This window comes from Azonexus sp. IMCC34839 (assembly GCF_047047955.1).
Lineage (GTDB): Bacteria > Pseudomonadota > Gammaproteobacteria > Burkholderiales > Rhodocyclaceae > Azonexus.
In genome coordinates this window covers 1,892,923-1,910,406 of record NZ_CP150631.1, presented here as the reverse complement: position 1 = coordinate 1,910,406, position 17,484 = coordinate 1,892,923, and the positions used below count along the sequence as shown (strand labels likewise).

The following is a 17,484-nucleotide window of genomic DNA, read 5'->3' as shown; positions in this document are numbered from 1 at the left end:
TGCATTGAGTAAAGAGCAGCCCGCTCAGGCGGTATGGGTAGGAATCATTTGCGGCTTGGTCAGCACTTCCGGGCGCAAGACTTCCGCCAGTTGCTGCGGGCTCATCAGCTTGCGTTCGAGCACGATCTCGGCGACGCCGCGGCCGGTAAGGTGGGCTTCGGCGGCGATTTCGGTGGCGTTGGCGTAGCCGATGTAGGGATTGAGCGCGGTGACGATGCCGATCGAGCGCTCGACGCTGGCGCGCAGCGCATCGCGGTTGGCGGTGATACCGTCGACGCAATGGTCGGCCAGCGCCTTGCAGGCCTTGCGCAGGTGCAGCACGCTCTTGAACAGGCTGTGGGCGATGATCGGCTCGAAGGCGTTCAGCTGCAGCTGGCCGGCTTCGGCGGCGAAGGTGACGGTGTTGTCGTTGCCGATCACTTCGAAGGCTACCTGGTTGACCACTTCCGGAATGACGGGGTTGACCTTGCCCGGCATGATCGACGAACCGGCTTGGCGCGGCGGCAGGTTGATCTCGCCGAGGCCGGCGCGCGGGCCGGAGGAAAGCAGGCGTAGGTCGTTGCAGGTTTTCGACAGCTTGACGGCCACGCGCTTGAGCACGCCGGACAGTTGCACGAAGCTGCCGCAGTCCTGGGTGGCCTCGATCAGGTTGGGGGCGGTGACGACCGGCACGCCGCTGACTTCGATCAGGCGGCGGCAGACCAGCGGGGCATAGTCCGGGTGGGCGTTGATGCCGGTGCCGATGGCGGTGGCGCCCAGGTTGATTTCGCGGATCAGCAGCGCGGCTTCCTTCAGGCGTTCCTCGTCTTCGCCGAGCATCACGGCGTAGGTCGAGAATTCCTGGCCGAGGGTCATCGGCACGGCATCCTGCAACTGGGTGCGGCCCATCTTCAGCACATCGGCGAATTCCTCGGCCTTGCGCTCGAAGGCACGGCGCAGATAGGCCATGGCGTCGACCAGGCGGAAGATGCCGACATAGGTGGCCAGCTTCAATGCCGTCGGATAGACGTCATTGGTCGACTGGCTCATGTTCACGTGTTCGTTCGGGTGCAGGTACTTGAACTCGCCCTTGGCGTGACCGAGGATTTCCAGCGCCCGGTTGGCAATCACTTCGTTGGCGTTCATGTTGGTCGAAGTACCGGCGCCGCCCTGGATCACGTCGACGACGAAATGCTCGTGCCACTGGCCGTCGATGACTTCCTTGCAGGCGGCGACGATGGCGTCCGCCCGCTTGGCGTCGAGCAGGCCGAGTTGCTGGTTGGCCTGGGCGGCGGCCTGCTTGATCTGGGCCAGGGCGCGGATCAGGTCGGGATAGACGGCAATCGAGATGCCGGTGATGTCGAAGTTTTCCAGGGCGCGCAGTGTATGGACGCCGTAATAGGCCTCGTTCGGAATCTCTCGGTCGCCGAGCAGGTCGTGCTCGACGCGATGGGTAGCTGGGTTCGTCATGTTTGTCTCCTGTTATTGCCGGTCGGAAATCCGCCTCGCCGGTACCTTTGTTTTGCACACCGCGTGCCAGCGGCGCCGCTGGTGTGGTTGATTGATTTTTAAGGGGAAATTTTCCGCGACAGGCGAATGGCCTTCGGAAATCCGAAGAAGGGCCCTGGATGGCGTTCGGAAATCCGAACGTTTTAGAGGGCGGAGGAGATCAAGCGCCGTCAAACGCCGGCGTGGCCACTGCTGCGGTGCACCAGGCAAAAAGGGCGAAAACCGAAGTCGGCTCAGCAGCGCCAAAGCGGCCTTGCGCTAAGATGGCCGCTCTTTTCGCCTCCTGTTTGCTGACGTGTCGCCATCCTCCGAAGCCCGCGCCGAGTTTCTTGCCGGTGTTCGCGCCGAGCTGCCCTTGCTGCTCGGCGTCGTGCCGTTCGGTTTGATCTATGGCGTGCTCGGCTTGGCAGCGGGTTTGCCGGCGTGGGCCGTGGTGCTGAGTTCGTCGCTGATCTTCGGCGGTTCGTCGCAGGTGGTGTTCGCCCAGTTGTTCGGCGCCGGTGTGCCGCCGCCGGTGGCGGTGACGACCGTGGGCGTGGTCAATCTGCGCCATCTGCTCTACAGCGCGGCGGTGGCCGAATATCTGCGCGCCTTGCCGTGGCGCTGGAAGCTGCTGCTGGCCTATCTGCTGACCGACGAGGCCTTCGCCGCCGCCATCGGTCGCCTGCGCGACGGCCCGGCGACGCCGTGGCGGCACTGCTTTTTGCTCGGCACGGGCTTCACCTTGTGGGCCGGCTGGCAACTGTCGACTCTGGGCGGCGTGCTGCTCGGCGCGGCGATCCCGGCCGGCTGGTCGCTCGATTTCTCCATTGCGCTGACCTTCATCGCCTTGCTCGTGCTTGCCGTGCACCGGCGCAGCGAGGCATGGGCGGCGCTGGCCGCCGGGGTGACGGTCTTGCTGACGCTCGGTTTGCCGCACAAGCTGGGCTTGCTGGTGGCGGCGGCCGTCGGCGTGGCGGTCGGTCTCGGTCTGCGCCGTTTTGATCGGAGGGCGGCATGAGCGCCGGCCTGTTGCTGCTGACCATGGCGGCCTGCGGGCTGGTCACTTTCCTGATCCGCCTGTCCTTCATCGCCTTCGGCCACCATTTGCCGGACGATCCGCGCATCGCGCTGACCTTGCGCTACGTGCCGCCGGCCATCCTCGGGGCGCTGATTGCGCCGGAGATTTTTGTCCTTAACGGGCAGTTCACCGCAGATGTCGCCAACCCGCGCCTCTGGGCAGCCCTGGTTGCACTGCTCGTGGCCTGGCGCGGGCGCAGCGTGCTGGCGACCATCGCCGCCGGCATGTTGGCCTTGTGGGTGGTACAGGGCTTTTTTGCCTAGTTTTCGCTGCAAGCGGCCGGGGCAAAGCTGCTAATATTTGCCCTTCGTTGCATTGCACAAAATATTCCAAAAATGTCCGCCCCAACCGATCGTATGAGTCCGGAGGAGCGCCGCGTCGGCGCCTCGCTGGCTTCCATTTTTGCCCTGCGCATGCTGGGCCTGTTCCTGATCCTGCCGGTGTTCTCGGTCTATGCCAAAACCTTGCCCGGCGGCGACGATCTCGGCCTGGTCGGCTTCGCGCTCGGCGCCTACGGCCTGACCCAGGCGGTCTTCCAGATTCCCTATGGCGTGGCTTCGGATTACTTCGGGCGCAAACAGGTGATCGTCGCCGGCTTGCTGATCTTCGCGCTGGGCAGCTTCGTCGCGGCCTGGGCGCCGGACATGCACTGGATCATCATTGGCCGCGTGTTGCAGGGCGCCGGGGCGATTTCCGCCGCGGTGACCGCGCTGGCCGCCGACCTGACGCGCGAGGAGCATCGTACCAAGGTGATGGCGATGATCGGTTCCTCCATCGGCCTCGTTTTCGCCCTGTCGCTGGTGGGCGCGCCGGTGCTCTACGGCTGGATCGGGATGGGCGGCTTGTTCGTGATGACCGGCGTGCTGGCACTGGCCGCCATCATCTTGTTGCTCAAGGTCGTGCCGCCGGCACCGCCGCCGCATGGCCATGAAAAGCTGCCGCTGCGCCGGGTGGTTTTCGATATCGACCTGATTCGCCTGAATGTCGGCATCTTCACGCTGCACATGATGCAGATGGCGATGTTCGTCGTCTTGCCGCATGCCCTGATCGACCATGGTGGACTGGAAGCAGCCTCGCACTGGAAGGTCTATCTGCCGGCCGTGCTGGTTTCATTCGTGGTCATGGTGCCGGCCATCATCGCCGCCGAGAAGAAGGACAAGATGCGTCCGATCTTCCTGGCTGCCGTTGCCTTGCTGCTGGTGGTGCAGGGGGGGCTGTTCCTCAGCGGCGAGAGCCTGTGGACGCTGGCGCTGTGGCTGCTGCTCTTCTTCGTCGCTTTCAACATCCTGGAAGCGACCTTGCCCTCGCTGGTTTCGCGCACCGCGCCGCCGGCCGCCAAGGGCGCGGCACTCGGGGTGTATAACACGACGCAGGCCATGGGCCTGTTTGTCGGGGGGGCGCTGGGGGGCTACATCGCGCAACATTTCGGCGATAATGCAGTGTTTGCAGTTTGCGCCGGATTGGCTGTCATCTGGCTGATCGTCGCAGGCTCGATGAATTTCCCGCAACGGCGCGTCACGCCGGCGGCATAAACGTTAGGAGAGTAGGGGCATGGCTTCAGTTAACAAGGTGATTCTCGTCGGCAACCTCGGCGCCGATCCGGAAACGCGCTACACCGCCAGCGGCGATGCCGTGTGCAATATCCGTCTGGCCACCACCGATAGCTGGAAGGACAAGAACAGCGGCGAGAAGCGCGAAATGACCGAGTGGCACCGCGTCGTCTTCTACCGCAAGCTGGCCGAGATCGCCGGTCAATACCTGCGCAAGGGCTCCCAGGTCTATCTGGAAGGCCGGATCAAGACCCGCAAGTGGCAGGACAAGGACGGCCAGGATCGCTACACGACCGAAATCGAAGCGACCGAAATGCAGATGCTGGGCGGTCGCCAAGGCGCCGGCGCGCCGGCCGGCGGCGGTGGCGGTGGCTACGACGAGCCGACCGACTACTCGCCGGCTCCGCCGAAGAACAAGCCGAAGCCCTCCTTCGACGATCTGGGCGACGACATCCCGTTCTAACCATCATCGGCCCGCGCCGGGCGCGGGCCTTGCAGGCCACTCTAGGATTCAGTCATGTCCCAAGCCACCACCTTCAAGATTCTCGAAGACATCGCCAAGGATCTGTCGGGCAATGAAATCAACTTCCCGACTTTCCTCGACATTACCTTCCAGGTGCGCAGCGCGCTGAAGGACCCCAACCTGAACGTCGAACAGCTGGCCAAGCTGGTCGGCGCCGAGCCGCTGATGAGCGCCAAGATCATCCGCATGGCCAATTCGGCGGCGCTGAATCCTTCCGGTCGCGAGATCGCCGACGTCAAGAGCGCCATCGTCCGCGTCGGCATGGAGGCGGTGCGTACGGTCTCCTTCGCGGTGGCCATGGAGCAATTGCTGCAATCGAAGCAGATGCAACCGTTCGAGGCGATTTCACAGCGCCTGTGGGTGCATACTTCGCACGTTGCTGCGCTGTGCCGCGTGCTGGCGCGCAAGATCGCCAAGATCAACGGCGACGAGGCAATGTTCACCGGCCTGGTGCACGACCTCGGCGTCTTCTACCTGATGTCGCGCGCCGCGCACTTCCCGGAACTGGTCGCCGACAAGGCCGAGCTGCATTCCCTGCTCGTCGGCTGGCACGACAATATTGGCCACGCGTTGCTGTCCGCCCTCGGCTCGCCGGAAGGCGTGCTGCAGGCGGTGCAGGAGCATGAGCAGGATCGCGACATCATCGAACTGAAGTCGCTGTCCGACGTGCTCTATGTCGCCAACAAGATCGCCAACCGTACTTCCAGCTGGCGCGATCCCGAACTCGACGGCCAGGTCGATACCTCCGTCCTCGACACCATTTTCGACGCCGATACGCTGGCCGAGATCATCGAGGAATCGGAAGAGGAAGTGCAGTCGCTGAAGGCCGCGCTGGGCGGCTGATCGGCGCCAACTCGCCATGCTGTCCTTCGACATCCTGTGCGAACAGCGCATAGTCGATGCGATGCGGCAGGGCGAGTTCGACCGTCTGCCCGGGGCCGGCAAACCGCTCGATCTGGAAGAGGATCCGCTGGTGCCTGAGGAAATGCGCATGACCAACCGTATCCTGAAGAACGCTGGCTATATTCCGGCCGAGGTCGGTTTGCGCAAGGAAATTGCCGAATTGCAGAACCAGCTTGCGCTACTCGGCGACGAGGCGCGCAGCAAGGCTGTGCGGCGTCTGGCCATGCTGATGGCGCGGTTGTCGCTGGCGCGTGGCCAGACGGTCAATCTGGCGCTGGAAGACCAATACTGGGAACGGCTCAAGCAGAAGGCCGCCTAGCCTAGCCAACAGGGGGAATCGGGATGAGTAGCAGCTTTCAGCCGGCCGAGGTTTCGGGCAAGCGCCTGGCGGCATTGGCGCTGGCGGCGCTGGGCGTCGTCTATGGCGACATCGGGACCAGCCCCCTGTACGCGATGAAGGAGGTCTTCGCCGGCAACCATCCGATTCCGGTCAACGAAGCCAATATCTTCGGCAGCCTGTCGCTGTTTTTCTGGGCGCTGATCATCATCGTGTCGGTCAAATACGTGACCTTCATCATGCGCGCCGACAACCGTGGCGAGGGCGGCATCATGGCGCTGATCGCGCTGGCCTTGCACGAGGCGGAAGGCAAGCCGCGCCAGATGAAGGCCATCATGATCATCGGCATCCTCGGTGCCGCGATGTTCTACGGCGATGGCATGGTGACGCCGGCCATTTCGGTGCTTTCCGCCGTCGAGGGTCTGGAGGTGGCGGCGCCCGGCCTGCACAGCTTCGTCATCCCGATCACGCTGATTGTGCTCTTCGTGCTGTTCTTCGTGCAGAAGCACGGCACGGCCCTCGTCGGTACCGCCTTTGGGCCAGTTATGTTGGTCTGGTTCAGCACCCTGGCCCTGCTCGGCGTGCACAACATCGTCGACCATCCGCAGATTCTGGCGGCACTCAACCCGCTCTACGGCATCGAGTTCCTGTTCGCCAACAAGGCCATGGCGCTGATGGCGATGGGCAACGTCGTGCTGGCGGTGACCGGCGCCGAGGCGCTCTACGCCGACATGGGGCACTTCGGGCGGAAGCCGATTTCCCGCGCCTGGTTCGGCTTCGTGTTGCCGGCGCTGATCCTCAACTATTTCGGCCAGGGAGCGTTGATCCTGGGCGACCCGGAAGCAGCGAGCAATCCCTTCTTCAATTCGGCGCCCGAGTGGCTGCTCTACCCGTTGATCGGCCTGGCCACGCTGGCGACCGTCATCGCGTCGCAAGCCGTCATTTCCGGCGCCTTCTCGGTGACCAAGCAGGCCATGCAACTCGGCTTCGTGCCGCGCATGGAGGTGCAATACACCTCCGAGAAGGAGCAGGGGCAGATCTACCTGCCGGCGGTCAATTGGGGCCTGATGCTGGCCGTGATGATCCTCGTTCTCGGCTTCCGTTCCTCGAACAACCTGGCCGCCGCCTATGGCATCGCGGTGACCGGCGACATGGTCATCACCTCGCTGCTTGCCACGGTGGTCGTCGCCCGCAGCTGGAAATGGGGCTGGGCCAAGGCCTCGGCGCTGTTCGCCTGCTTCCTCGCCGTCGAGTTGATCTTCCTCGCCGCCAACATCATGAAGATTCCCGACGGCGGCTGGTTCCCGCTGGTCGCCGGTGTCGCCGTCTTCATCCTGATGACCACCTGGAAGCGCGGCCGCCAGTTGGTGGCCGACCGCCTGAAGGGCGAGCGCCTGGAACTGTCGATGTTCCTCGAATCGCTCGCCTCGTCGATGCCGACGCGGGTGGCCGGCACTTCGGTCTTCCTGAACGCCGATCCGAAGGGCGTGCCGCATGCGCTGCTGCACAACCTGATGCACAACAAGGTCATGCACGAACGCGTCGTTCTGGTTTCCGTGCAGTTCTTCGACGTGCCCTATGTGCCGGATATCGACCGCGTCGAGGTGCGCAAGCTGAAGGAAAACTTCTGGAGCGTCATCGTCCAGTACGGTTTCAAGGACGACCCGAACATCCCGCGCGACCTAGAACTGTGCGCCGATTCCGGTCTGGAGTTTTCGCAGCTCGAAACCTCCTACTTCATCGGCCGCGAAACCCTGATTCCGCGCGTCGGCTCCGAACTCGCCTTCTGGCGCGAAAAGCTCTTCGTCGCCATGTTCCGCAACGCCAACCCGGTGACGGCCTATTTCAAGATTCCGAGCAATCGGGTGGTGGAATTGGGGACGCAGGTGGTGTTGTGAGTGGGTTGCTTGCTCGCTTCTGTCTCCGCTGAACACCTGTTTGCTTATTTGACCTCTGCGTTCCGCCCTGACGGCGGGCGTACTTTCTTCTTGCTTCGCCAAGAAGAAAGTAGCCAAAGAAGAAGGCGACCCGGGGTCGGCGCCCGCTACGCGGTTTCCCTGTGCTACTCGACGGTCGGGGCACCCCAAGAGTACTTCTTCGCGATGCTACGCATCGCTCAGGGCGCGGCTGGCTAAACTCGCCGCTGTGCGGCTCAAACAACGCCAGCCGACGGCTCCCCGCCCGCCTGCGTTGCTCGGCGCCTCCCACGGGAGGTTGAAAACCGATCGCCGCTGAAAGGCTGGCGTTTGGTTTTTTGCCTTTTGAGGCAGTGCACCGCAGCAGTTACTATTTTTATGGTCATTCCCGCGTCCCACGGGGACTTCCTTCAGTCGCAGGCGGGAATCCAGAAATGCTCCTAATACCTCGCACGCCTCCTGGATTCCCGCTTTCGCGGGAATGACGAGGAGGTCTATCAGCGACAGGCGGTTTTCCGGGCCCCCTTGAGAGGCGCTGAGCAACGGAGGTTGGCCGGGGGCAGTCGGCTGGCGTTGTCTGAGCCGCGCAGCGGCGAGTTTAGCCAGCCGCCCGGCCGGCCGAGTAGCGGAAGGGATTGGGCGTAGCCCAACGCCGACCCAGGGGTTGCCTTTTCTTTGGCTACTTTCTTTTGGCAAAGCAAAAGAAAGTACGCCCGCCGTAAAGGCGGGTAACGGCGCTAGAAACGAGAGATTGAATTGTCAGGGCGCGATGAAGCGCCAGAAGCAATGCGACAAGGAAGTCTCGATTCAGAGCTTCCGGATCTTCTCCAACAATGCCGTCGTCGACTTCTGATGAATGAACGGAATCGAATGCACAACCCCACCCCAGCCACGAACCTCGGTGCAGCCGACGATCTTGTCCACCGGCCAGTCGCCGCCCTTGACCAGCACTTCCGGGCGGCAGTCGAGGATGCGTTGCAGCGGGGTGTCTTCGTCGAACCAGGTGACGAGGGTCACGCAGGCTAGCGAGGCCATGACGGCGAGGCGGTCTTCCAGGCTGTTGACCGGGCGGTCGTCGCCTTTGCCCAGGCGTTTGACCGAGGCGTCGGTGTTGAGCGCGACGACCATGCCGGCGCCGAGGGCGGCGGCCTGGGCGAGGTAGGTGACGTGGCCGCGGTGCAGGATGTCGAAGCAGCCGTTGGTGAACACCAGCGGGCGCGGCAGGGCGGCGGCGCGGGCGGCGAGTTGTTCGGGCGGGCAGATCTTGGCTTCGAAATCGGGCAGAGGGTAGTTCATCGCTGTTACCAGACGGGAAAGAGGCGACATTGTAAGCCAGTGGCCCGCTTCGCAAATGATCGAACCGATAAAGCTTGCCTGCGCTGCCCGCTGCGTTGCTCATCCCCGCCTTAACGCATGCTATGGCCGTGGTTCGCGCTTGGCCGGCTACCCGAATCCCGCGCTTTCTCCGGTCCGATATTTACCAAGCAGGCCACTCGGCCCGCCGCCTTTCCGAGTCCGCGTGGTTATACTTTGCCCAAGGAGGGTATGACCGATGAGTCAGCGGCAACGCATCTATTCACGGGGTTCGCTTGATCGCCTCGAGCGCTTGATCGAGGAGCGCCTGCAGCCGGGGGCGAACAAGGCGCAGATCGATCAGCGCATCTGGGATTTGTTCGGCGAGCATTGGTCGGTGATGTTCACCGATCTGTCGGGCTTTTCGCGCCGGGTCGCCAAGTTTGGCATTATCGATTTTCTGCAGACCATCTACGAATCCGAGCGCCTGCTCATTCCGGTGCTGGAAGAGCACGACGGCATCCTGCTCAAGGTCGAGGGCGATTCGATGCTGGTCATCTTCCGAAATGCCACCAAGGCTTTGCAATGTGCCGTGGCCATGCAGCGCGTGCTGGCGGAGTACAACATTGGGCGGGCCGGCGAGGAAACCATCCTGCTCAGTGTCGGCCTCGGTTACGGCCGTGTGCTCCGGATCGGCGACAGCGACGTGTTCGGCGCCGAGGTCAATTCGGCCAGCAAGCTGGGCGAGGATTTCGGCAAAGGGCGGGAAATTCTCGTTACCGGCGAATTCCGCCGCGAGTGCGGCGATCTGCCGGGGCTGGGCTATGCGCAATTGCCCGATCCGCCGGCCGGCACCTATTCCGCCTTCCGCGTCGACTGGCAGCCGGCCTGATCGGCCGCTTTGTTTTTTGCCCGAAACGGGCAGTGCACCGCAGCAGTCCCTAAACTGCCGGTCCGGCTGGGTGCGTGGCGCGCCAGGCGGCCAGCGCGGCGACGGCCTGTTCCAGCGATGCCATCAGGTGGCAGTCGGCCGGCGCGGCCGCTCTGGCCACGCCACCGCCGCCGGCCCATAGCTCCATCTCCGCCGGCAGCAACTGCCTCAGTTGCTGTAGCAGGGCGGGAATCTGACGTGGCGCGAAAGCCACCGAGAAGGAAAGGGCGACGATGTCGGCCCGGTGCGCGCTGGCGGCGCGGCTGATTTCGAGCAGCGGCATCTGCGTGCCGAGCGGGATGCACTCGGCCCCTTCCAGCGCGAGCAGGGCTTCGACCATCAACAGACCGAGGATGTGCTGCTCGTCCGGCACGCTGGTCAGCAACACGCGCGGCGAGCCGCTGCCGTGCGGCAGGGCGGCGATGGCCTGGCGTAGCACCCGCTTGGTCAGCTCGGTGAACAGGTGCTCCTCGAACACTTCGAACAGACCGTCTTCCCAGGCTTCGCCGACGCGATGCGTGAGCGGCGCCACGATGTCCTGGACAAAACGCTGCAAGCCCTGGCGCGCCAGGCGCTGCTGCAAGGCTTGCACATAGCCGTTGGCGTCGTGCTGCTTGATCAGCGCCAGCAATTCCTCCTGCCCCGCCGTATCGATCGTTTCTCCCTCGCTCCGGCTCGGCCGCGAACGGCGCGGCGCCAGCTGGGTCAACGCCTCTGTGGGCGTGGCGATCAGCTTGCCTGGCCGATGTCCTTGATCCATCAAGCGTTTGATCAGGCGTAGCCGTTCGACCTGCTCGGCCGGATAGACGCGTTCGCCGTTGGCGTCGCGTTCCGGTACGGGAAAGCCGTAACGCCGCTCCCACATGCGGAGGACATCTTTGGACAGCCCGGTGTCGCGCTCGACGGCGGCGATATTGAAACTAGGGGTATTCATAATTTGTCCTGAACAAATGTTAGACAAACCGTTGACAACTGCTCTTTTGATGACTATCTTACGAACAAAAGACGGTTTTGTCTAGGACAAAACGAAAAGGAGTTGGACATGAACACGATGTTGAAACGTCTGCTGGGAATCGCCGGGCTGGCTTCGCTGGGTATCGTGCCGGCGCAGGCCGGAGCCGCGTGCCCGGCCTTGCTCGACCACAGCTTCACGACCTTGCAGGACGGCAAGCCGATGCCGCTCTGCCAGTACGCCGGCAAGGTCATCCTGGTGGTCAATACGGCCAGCTACTGCGGTTTCACCTCGCAATACGATGGCCTGGAAAAGCTCTACGCCCGCCTGAAGGACAAGGGCCTGGTCGTGCTCGGTTTTCCGTCCAACGATTTCGGCGAGCAGGAACCGGGCAGCGACAAGGAAATCGCCGACTTCTGCCGCCTGACCTATGGCGTCGAGTTCCCGATGGCGAGCAAGAGCGTGGTCAAGGGCAAGAACGCCAACCCCTTCTACCTGAAGCTGGCTGAGATCACCGGCAGCAAGCCGAAGTGGAATTTCCACAAATACCTGATCAACCGAGATGCGACGCAGGTGGTGGCCTACACCAGCTTCACCAAGCCGGATGACAAGGACCTGCTGAAAAAGATCGACGAATTCCTGAGCAAATAGGAGCTATCAATGAACGCCAGATTCCACACCAAGCAACGTATCGCCGTCGTCGGCGCCGGTATCTCCGGCCTGGCCACCGCCTGGCTGCTGTCGCGACGCTATGAGGTGACCCTGTATGAGGCCGGCAGCTATCTCGGCGGCCATACCAACACGGTCGAAGTGAATCTGGAAGGCAAGTCGCATCCGGTGGACACCGGCTTCCTGGTTTTCAACGAAAAGACCTACCCCAACCTGATCGCCATGTTCGCGCTGCTCGGCGTCGATAGCGTGGAAACCGAAATGTCTTTTGCGGTCAGCCTGGAGAATCCCGATCTCGAATGGGCTGGCAGCAATCTGGCCACCGTCTTCGGCCAGAAGCGCAACCTGCTGCGCCCGCGCTTCTGGTCCATGCTGTCCGACATCCTGCGCTTCAACCGCGAAAGCACCGCCTGGCTGCTCAGCCATCCGGACGACCAGCGCAGCCTGCAGGACTTCCTGGTCGCCGGCAAATATTCCGCCGCTTTCGCCGACTGGTACCTGCTGCCGATGGCGGCAGCGATCTGGTCCTGCCCGACGGGTCAGATGCGCGACATGCCCCTCGCCACCTTCATCCGCTTCTGCCAGAACCACGGTCTGCTGCAGGTTTTCGACCGGCCGATCTGGCGCACCGTGAAGGGTGGCGGCCGCGAGTATGTGAAAAAGATCGCCGCCCAGCTCGACGACATCCGCCTGGCCTGCCCGGTGCATGCCGTGTCGCGGGAGGCCGGCGTGCTGCGGGTGACACATGCGGGCGGCAGCGACTATTACGACCAGGTGGTGCTGGCTTGCCACAGCGACCAGGCGCTGACCATGCTCGGCATGACGGCGAGCGACGGGCAGCGCGAGGTCCTGTCGGCCATCCGCTACCAGCCCAACCGTGCCCTGCTGCACACCGATGCCAGCCTGCTGCCGCGCGACAAGAAACTGTGGTCGGCCTGGAACTACTTTGCCGGCCAGGGCGAACCGGGCGATCAACCGGTCGGCGTCTCCTACCTGATCAACAAGCTGCAACCCTTGCCCTTCGAGACGCCGGTGGTGGTGACGCTGAACCCGGCGCGCGAGCCCGATCCGGCGAAAGTGATTGCCGAATTCGACTACGCCCACCCGATCTTCGACGGCCCGGCCATCGCAGCCCAGCAGCGCCTAGCCGACGTGCAGGGCGAGGGCGGCATCTGGCTGGCCGGCGCGTGGGGCAGCTATGGCTTCCATGAGGACGGCCTGAAGTCCGCCCTGCGTGTCGCCAACGGCCTCGGCGTCAAGGCGCCCTGGCAGGGCGGCGTCGCCGAGACGCTGCGCGAAACGGAAACGGCCTGAGTCTGCCATGAACGCCCTGCCCAAACTCTGCCTTGGCCATGTCATGCACCGGCGCTTGCGGCCGGCGGTCAATGCCTTCGTCTACCCGGTGTTCTACGTGCAGTTGCCGGTGCGCGATCTGGACTCGGCGGCGTGTGCGATCTTTTCCATCGATCGCTGTAACCTGCTGAGCTTCCACAACGCCGATCACGGCCCGCGCGACGGTAGCCCGCTGCTGCCGTGGATCGAAAGCCTGCTCGCCGAACACGGCCTGCCCAACGACGGTGAGATCGTGCTGCAGACCTTCCCGCGCGTGCTCGGCTTCGTTTTCAACCCGGTCAGCTTCTGGTATTGCCACGACCGCAGCGGGCAACTGATCGCCATCCTGGCCGAGGTCAACAACACCTTCGGCGGCACACACAGCTACCTGCTACACCGCCGCGGCGAGCCGCTGGTCGATGGCGACGAGATGCGCGCCGACAAGCTGTTCCATGTCTCGCCCTTCAACGAAATCGAAGGCGGCTACCGCTTCCGCTTCCAGCTCGAGCGTGCCGTGCAACTCTGCCGCATCGATTACGACGACGCCGAAGGCGAACTGCTGCTCACTTCCATCTCTGGCAAGCCGCAGCCCTGGTCGGCGGCGGCGTTGCTCAAGGCTTTCTTGCGCATGCCCTTCCTCACCCTCGGCGTCATGGCCCGTATTCACTGGCAGGCACTGAAGCTGTGGTTGAAAGGCGTGCCTTTCCGCGGGGCGCACCCGGCGTCCCATCCCTTACAGGAATCGACAAAATGAACCAGACACTTAACCACGCAATGATCCTGCGCGGCTCGGAGCCCCTGGCGCGCGATACCCGTACCGTTTTCGACCTGCTCGAAAAGCTGACCGGCGGACTGCTCGAGGTGCGCCTGCCGGATGGCTCCTGCGCACTGTTCGGCGAAGGCGAAAGCGGCGTCACCCTGCAGGTTCACGACGAAGCCATTTTCAGCCGGGTGCTGGCGCGCGGCGACATCGGCCTGGCCGAAGCCTACCTCGACGGCCAGTGGGATTCGCCCGATGTGACCGGCCTGCTCGCGCTGCTGGCGCGCAACCGCGATGCGCTGAACAAGGCGGTCTATGGCTCCTGGCGGCAACTATTGGCGGCGCGCGTGCGCCACTGGTTCAACCGCAACAGCCGGGAAGGCAGCAAGCGCAACATCATGGCCCACTACGACCTGGGCAACGATTTCTATCGCGCCTGGCTGGATTCGAGCATGAGCTACTCCTCGGCCATCTACCGGGCCGAAGACGACGGTTCGCTAGCCGCTGCCCAGCACGCCAAGTACCGCCGCATCCTCGAGCGCCTGCAAGCCAAGGCGGGCGACAGTGTGCTGGAGGTGGGTTGCGGCTGGGGCGGCTTCGCCGAACTGGCCGTGCAGGATGGTCTGCAAGTGACCGGCCTGACCCTGTCGCCGGCTCAGCTCGAATGGGCAAAGAATCGCGTGCCGCAAGCCGACCTGCGCCTGCAGGATTACCGCGACACGCAGGAGAAATTCGACCACCTTGTGTCCATCGAGATGTTCGAGGCGGTCGGTGAGCAGTGGTGGCCGACCTATTTCTCGACCGTCGCTCGCGCCCTCAAGCCGGGCGGCAAGGCGGTGATCCAGAGCATCACCATTCGCGACGATCTGTTCGCCGCCTATCGCCGCGGCACCGACTTCATCCAGCAATACATCTTCCCCGGCGGCATGCTGCCGTCGCGCCAAGCCTTCAGAAAGGCCGCCGAGCGCCAGGGCCTGCACGTCACCGACGAATTCGCCTTCGGCCTCGACTACGCCCGAACGCTCGCCGAATGGCGCGCCGCCTTCGAGGCCAACTGGCCGCACATCGCCACGCTCGGATTCGACGAGACCTTCCGCCGCCTGTGGCGTCTCTATCTCTGCTACTGCGAGGCCGGCTTCATGGCCGGAAACATCGATGTCGTCCAATTTGAACTCGCGCATCGTTGATCTCGTCGCGCCGCATGCCCGCTGCCGGGCCGGCGACGCCGACAGCTGCGGTGCACTGCCCGAAAAGGCAAAAAACCAGCCGGCCTCGGTCGAGCGCCGCGCCCTGCTGCTGGCCCTCGGCTCAGCCGCCATCGTCGGCCTGCCCAGGCCGGCCCGTGCCAACAGCGAAGCCTTTGCCGGACTGAAGCGGTGGGGCAGCGGCGAATTCCGCCGCTTCGGCTTCCTCGTCTATGAGGCGACCCTGTGGGCCGGCGACGATCCGCAACGCCCGCCACTGGCCCTGCGCCTCGACTACAAGCGCAACATCGAAGGCAAGGCCATCGCCGAGGCCAGCGTCAAGGAAATGCGCCGCTTCGTCAGTGACGAGGCCTTGCTGCGCCAATGGGGCGAGCAGATGCAGCGCATCTTCCCGGACGTGAAGCCGGGCGACCACATTCTTGGCGTCTATCGCCCGGATGGCGCGCGCTTCTATCAGGATGACCGCCTGATCGGGGCGATTGGCGTGCCCGGCTTTGCCGAAGCGTTTTTCGGCATCTGGCTCGATGCGCGGACGAGCGCGCCGGATCTCCGGCAGGCCATGCTGCGCCGGCCGGGAGGCTAGGGCATGCTCACAGTAACCGGCGGGACAGCGTTTGTTGTGGCGGGATGGGCGTCAAGGCGCGAGGTGCGGGGAATGGTTGTTCCATTCCCAAACCGAGCAACGCCGTCGCCCGCCCGCCACAACAAACCCGAAGGGCAAGGGGCTGGCGGGGCGCATTACGCCGCGACCGGTGCCTGGCGCTGCCTTCCCGCCAGGCCCTTGCGCTGCTCGTCGCTTACTGGGAGCAGGCCCTAATATGAAACGCGGCCGTAGCCTGGCGTATGGCGTGCTCGGCCTGCCGTTGGCCTTCGCCGCGCTGCCGATCTACGTGCATGTGCCGCGCTACTACGCGGAGACGGCCGGCCTGGAGCTGGCCCTGCTCGGCGGCATCCTGCTTGGGGCGCGGCTGCTCGATGCCTTGGTCGATCCCTGGCTGGGCTGGCTAGCCGACCGCGTGGCGCGGCCGCGCATGGTCGCCCTGGCCTTGCTGCCTTTCGCGCTCGGTTTCGTCGCCCTGCTCAATCCACCGGTCAGTCAGGCCGGGCCGTGGTTGTTGGGGGCGCTGGCGCTGACCTATCTGGGCTTCTCGGCGGCCACGGTCGCCTATCAGGCCTGGGGGGCCGATGTCGGCAGCGATTCGTCAGAGCGCACCCGGTTGACCGCAGCGCGCGAGGGCTTCGGCCTGCTAGGCGTGGTGCTGGCGGCGGCCTTGCCCGGCGTGCTGGCCGCCGGCCTGAACGATGGTATTGCGCGCTTGTCGTGGATATTGCCGCCGTTGCTGTTGCTCGCCGCTGGCATCACCTTTACCTGCATTGGACCGGGGCGGCCGCAACCGGCCTCCGGCGAGCGCCTGCGCGACAGCCTGCGTGGGGCGCTGGCCGATCCGGCCTTTCGCCGCCTGCTCTGGGTGTTCGTTGCCAACGGCATTGCTGCCGCCTTGCCGGCGACGCTCTTCCTGTTCTTCGTTGCCGATGTGCTGGTCAGCGAAAAGGCGAGCGGCCCGCTGCTTGCCCTCTATTTCGTCGCCGGCGCTGCGTCGCTGCCACTGTGGGTACGGCTGGCGGCGCGCTTCGGGCGTGTGCCGTCCTGGGGGCTGGCCATGCTGCTCGCCATGTTCGCGTTTGCCGGCGCGGGCCTGCTCGGGCCCGGTGACCTGTGGCCCTTCGCGCTGATCTGCCTGGCGTCCGGCCTCGCCCTCGGCGCCGACCTCGCGCTGCCGGCGGCCATCGCGGCTGATCTCGGCGAACGCCAGGGGCGGGCCGGGGCCTGCTTTGGCGTGTGGAATTTCGTCGCCAAGCTCAATCTGGCGCTGGCCGCCGGTCTGGCGCTGCCCTTGCTCGATCTGCTCGGCTACCGGCCGGGCGGCGCTCAAGGACTGTCTTCGCTCACCTTTGCCTACGCCTTGCTGCCGCTCGGCTTCAAGTTGCTGGCGGCCGGCCTGCTTTGGCGCTGGCGCGACTCTCTGGAGATACGATCATGAAATTGCTCACCGCCGCCCTGTTTTCCCTCGGCCTGACCGCTTGCGCCTCGACCGGCGTCGAGCAATACAAGGCCGAACAGCCGGCTCTCGACCTGAAAACCTACCTGAACGGTACGCTGGACGCCTGGGGCATGTTCCAGGGGCGTTCCGGCGAGGTGAGGAAGCGCTTCCATGTGGTCATCGACGCCAAATGGGAGGGCGACACCGGCGTGCTCGACGAGAATTTCAAATGGTCGGACGGCACGACCTCGCGCCGGGTGTGGACCTTGAAGCGCCAGGCTGACGGCACCTACCGCGGCACGGCCGACGACGTGGTCGGCGAGGCAGTCGGCGAACTGGCCGGCAATGCCCTGCGCTGGCGTTACGTGCTGGCGCTGCCGGTCGATGGCAAGACCTATCACGTCGATTTCGACGACTGGATGTTCCTGATGGACGAGAAGGTGATGCTGAACCGCTCGTACATGTCCAAATGGGGCTTCAATCTCGGCGAAGTGACGCTGACCTTCGTCAAGCGCTGAGGCCG

18 protein-coding genes are annotated in these 17,484 nt (G+C 64.3%); 15 read left to right on the top strand and 3 right to left on the bottom strand.

Going from position 1 to position 17,484, the window contains the following annotated elements; translation table 11 throughout:
• Nucleotides 1-24: 24 nt before the first annotated feature.
• A complete protein-coding gene (aspA, locus tag WIF35_RS09385; RefSeq protein WP_412477964.1) occupies nt 25-1,449 on the bottom strand; it encodes an aspartate ammonia-lyase in 1,425 nt (474 codons plus the stop codon).
• Nucleotides 1,450-1,783: 334 nt separating this feature from the next.
• Here aspA and WIF35_RS09380 point away from each other — a divergent pair, with 334 nt between their 5' ends.
• The 7 genes from WIF35_RS09380 (at nt 1,784) to WIF35_RS09350 (ending at nt 7,759) form a co-directional block, all read left to right on the top strand.
• Nucleotides 1,784-2,488 carry an AzlC family ABC transporter permease gene (locus tag WIF35_RS09380; RefSeq protein ID WP_412477963.1) on the top strand — a complete coding sequence of 235 codons (705 nt, stop codon included), beginning with the start codon at nt 1,784-1,786 and terminating at the stop codon, nt 2,486-2,488.
• Entirely contained in the window at nt 2,485-2,811 is a 327-nt protein-coding gene (locus tag WIF35_RS09375; protein WP_412477962.1) for an AzlD domain-containing protein, read from the top strand. The genes WIF35_RS09380 and WIF35_RS09375 overlap by 4 nt, the downstream gene beginning before the upstream one ends.
• Before the next feature lie 72 nt (nt 2,812-2,883).
• Nucleotides 2,884-4,080, top strand: a complete 1,197-nt coding sequence (locus WIF35_RS09370) for an MFS transporter (RefSeq protein ID WP_412477961.1) — start codon at nt 2,884-2,886, stop codon at nt 4,078-4,080.
• Nucleotides 4,081-4,099: 19 nt separating this feature from the next.
• Nucleotides 4,100-4,561, top strand: a complete 462-nt coding sequence (ssb, locus tag WIF35_RS09365; RefSeq protein ID WP_412477960.1) for a single-stranded DNA-binding protein — start codon at nt 4,100-4,102, stop codon at nt 4,559-4,561.
• 54 nt (nt 4,562-4,615) lie between these two features.
• Entirely contained in the window at nt 4,616-5,464 is an 849-nt protein-coding gene (locus WIF35_RS09360; protein WP_412477959.1) for an HDOD domain-containing protein, read from the top strand.
• 16 nt (nt 5,465-5,480) lie between these two features.
• Nucleotides 5,481-5,843: a DUF1992 domain-containing protein gene (locus WIF35_RS09355; RefSeq protein WP_412477958.1), complete on the top strand. Its 363-nt coding sequence runs from the start codon at nt 5,481-5,483 to the stop codon at nt 5,841-5,843.
• A gap of 23 nt (nt 5,844-5,866) precedes the next feature.
• Nucleotides 5,867-7,759: a potassium transporter Kup gene (locus WIF35_RS09350; protein WP_412477957.1), complete on the top strand. Its 1,893-nt coding sequence runs from the start codon at nt 5,867-5,869 to the stop codon at nt 7,757-7,759.
• 825 nt (nt 7,760-8,584) lie between these two features.
• Here the strand turns inward: WIF35_RS09350 and WIF35_RS09345 are convergent.
• On the bottom strand, nt 8,585-9,073 hold the full coding sequence (locus WIF35_RS09345) for an adenylyltransferase/cytidyltransferase family protein (RefSeq protein ID WP_412477956.1): 489 nt from the start codon (nt 9,071-9,073) through the stop codon (nt 8,585-8,587).
• A 256-nt stretch (nt 9,074-9,329) separates the two neighbouring features.
• Between WIF35_RS09345 and WIF35_RS09340 the strand changes: the two genes are divergently transcribed.
• Entirely contained in the window at nt 9,330-9,962 is a 633-nt protein-coding gene (locus WIF35_RS09340; RefSeq protein ID WP_412477955.1) for an adenylate/guanylate cyclase domain-containing protein, read from the top strand.
• Nucleotides 9,963-10,011: 49 nt separating this feature from the next.
• Here the strand turns inward: WIF35_RS09340 and WIF35_RS09335 are convergent, their stop codons facing one another.
• Entirely contained in the window at nt 10,012-10,935 is a 924-nt protein-coding gene (locus WIF35_RS09335) for a MerR family transcriptional regulator (RefSeq protein ID WP_412477954.1), read from the bottom strand.
• A gap of 108 nt (nt 10,936-11,043) precedes the next feature.
• Here WIF35_RS09335 and WIF35_RS09330 point away from each other — a divergent pair, with 108 nt between their 5' ends.
• The 7 genes from WIF35_RS09330 (at nt 11,044) to WIF35_RS09300 (ending at nt 17,479) form a co-directional block, all read left to right on the top strand.
• The gene (locus WIF35_RS09330) at nt 11,044-11,604 is read left to right on the top strand and encodes a glutathione peroxidase (RefSeq protein ID WP_412477953.1); all 561 of its coding nucleotides are present in this window, start codon (nt 11,044-11,046) and stop codon (nt 11,602-11,604) included.
• Nucleotides 11,605-11,613: 9 nt separating this feature from the next.
• A complete protein-coding gene (locus tag WIF35_RS09325; RefSeq protein WP_412477952.1) occupies nt 11,614-12,936 on the top strand; it encodes an NAD(P)/FAD-dependent oxidoreductase in 1,323 nt (440 codons plus the stop codon).
• 7 nt (nt 12,937-12,943) lie between these two features.
• A complete protein-coding gene (locus tag WIF35_RS09320; RefSeq protein ID WP_412477951.1) occupies nt 12,944-13,708 on the top strand; it encodes a DUF1365 domain-containing protein in 765 nt (254 codons plus the stop codon).
• Complete coding sequence (locus tag WIF35_RS09315) at nt 13,705-14,901, top strand: class I SAM-dependent methyltransferase (protein ID WP_412477950.1); 1,197 nt, start codon at nt 13,705-13,707, stop codon at nt 14,899-14,901. The genes WIF35_RS09320 and WIF35_RS09315 overlap by 4 nt, the downstream gene beginning before the upstream one ends.
• Nucleotides 14,870-15,502 (top strand): chalcone isomerase family protein, encoded by a 633-nt coding sequence (locus tag WIF35_RS09310; protein ID WP_412477949.1) that lies wholly within the window; start codon nt 14,870-14,872, stop codon nt 15,500-15,502. Before WIF35_RS09315 ends, WIF35_RS09310 begins: the two co-directional genes overlap by 32 nt.
• Nucleotides 15,503-15,737: 235 nt before the next feature.
• Nucleotides 15,738-16,961 (top strand): MFS transporter, encoded by a 1,224-nt coding sequence (locus tag WIF35_RS09305; protein WP_412477948.1) that lies wholly within the window; start codon nt 15,738-15,740, stop codon nt 16,959-16,961.
• Nucleotides 16,958-17,479, top strand: a complete 522-nt coding sequence (locus WIF35_RS09300) for a DUF3833 domain-containing protein (RefSeq protein ID WP_412477947.1) — start codon at nt 16,958-16,960, stop codon at nt 17,477-17,479. The genes WIF35_RS09305 and WIF35_RS09300 overlap by 4 nt, the downstream gene beginning before the upstream one ends.
• Nucleotides 17,480-17,484 lie beyond the last annotated feature (5 nt).

What these genes read in the sequence shown, in the direction of transcription:
- aspA (WP_412477964.1), bottom strand. Translation starts at nt 1,449, where the DNA reads ATGACGAACCCAGCTACCCATCGCGTCGAGCACGACCTGCTCGGCGAC.
- WIF35_RS09375 (WP_412477962.1), top strand. Translation starts at nt 2,485, where the DNA reads ATGAGCGCCGGCCTGTTGCTGCTGACCATGGCGGCCTGCGGGCTGGTC.
- WIF35_RS09370 (WP_412477961.1), top strand. Translation starts at nt 2,884, where the DNA reads ATGTCCGCCCCAACCGATCGTATGAGTCCGGAGGAGCGCCGCGTCGGC.
- ssb (WP_412477960.1), top strand. Translation starts at nt 4,100, where the DNA reads ATGGCTTCAGTTAACAAGGTGATTCTCGTCGGCAACCTCGGCGCCGAT.
- WIF35_RS09360 (WP_412477959.1), top strand. Translation starts at nt 4,616, where the DNA reads ATGTCCCAAGCCACCACCTTCAAGATTCTCGAAGACATCGCCAAGGAT.
- WIF35_RS09355 (WP_412477958.1), top strand. Translation starts at nt 5,481, where the DNA reads ATGCTGTCCTTCGACATCCTGTGCGAACAGCGCATAGTCGATGCGATG.
- WIF35_RS09350 (WP_412477957.1), top strand. Translation starts at nt 5,867, where the DNA reads ATGAGTAGCAGCTTTCAGCCGGCCGAGGTTTCGGGCAAGCGCCTGGCG.
- WIF35_RS09345 (WP_412477956.1), bottom strand. Translation starts at nt 9,073, where the DNA reads ATGAACTACCCTCTGCCCGATTTCGAAGCCAAGATCTGCCCGCCCGAA.
- WIF35_RS09340 (WP_412477955.1), top strand. Translation starts at nt 9,330, where the DNA reads ATGAGTCAGCGGCAACGCATCTATTCACGGGGTTCGCTTGATCGCCTC.
- WIF35_RS09335 (WP_412477954.1), bottom strand. Translation starts at nt 10,935, where the DNA reads ATGAATACCCCTAGTTTCAATATCGCCGCCGTCGAGCGCGACACCGGG.
- WIF35_RS09330 (WP_412477953.1), top strand. Translation starts at nt 11,044, where the DNA reads ATGAACACGATGTTGAAACGTCTGCTGGGAATCGCCGGGCTGGCTTCG.
- WIF35_RS09325 (WP_412477952.1), top strand. Translation starts at nt 11,614, where the DNA reads ATGAACGCCAGATTCCACACCAAGCAACGTATCGCCGTCGTCGGCGCC.
- WIF35_RS09320 (WP_412477951.1), top strand. Translation starts at nt 12,944, where the DNA reads ATGAACGCCCTGCCCAAACTCTGCCTTGGCCATGTCATGCACCGGCGC.
- WIF35_RS09315 (WP_412477950.1), top strand. Translation starts at nt 13,705, where the DNA reads ATGAACCAGACACTTAACCACGCAATGATCCTGCGCGGCTCGGAGCCC.
- WIF35_RS09310 (WP_412477949.1), top strand. Translation starts at nt 14,870, where the DNA reads ATGTCGTCCAATTTGAACTCGCGCATCGTTGATCTCGTCGCGCCGCAT.
- WIF35_RS09305 (WP_412477948.1), top strand. Translation starts at nt 15,738, where the DNA reads ATGAAACGCGGCCGTAGCCTGGCGTATGGCGTGCTCGGCCTGCCGTTG.
- WIF35_RS09300 (WP_412477947.1), top strand. Translation starts at nt 16,958, where the DNA reads ATGAAATTGCTCACCGCCGCCCTGTTTTCCCTCGGCCTGACCGCTTGC.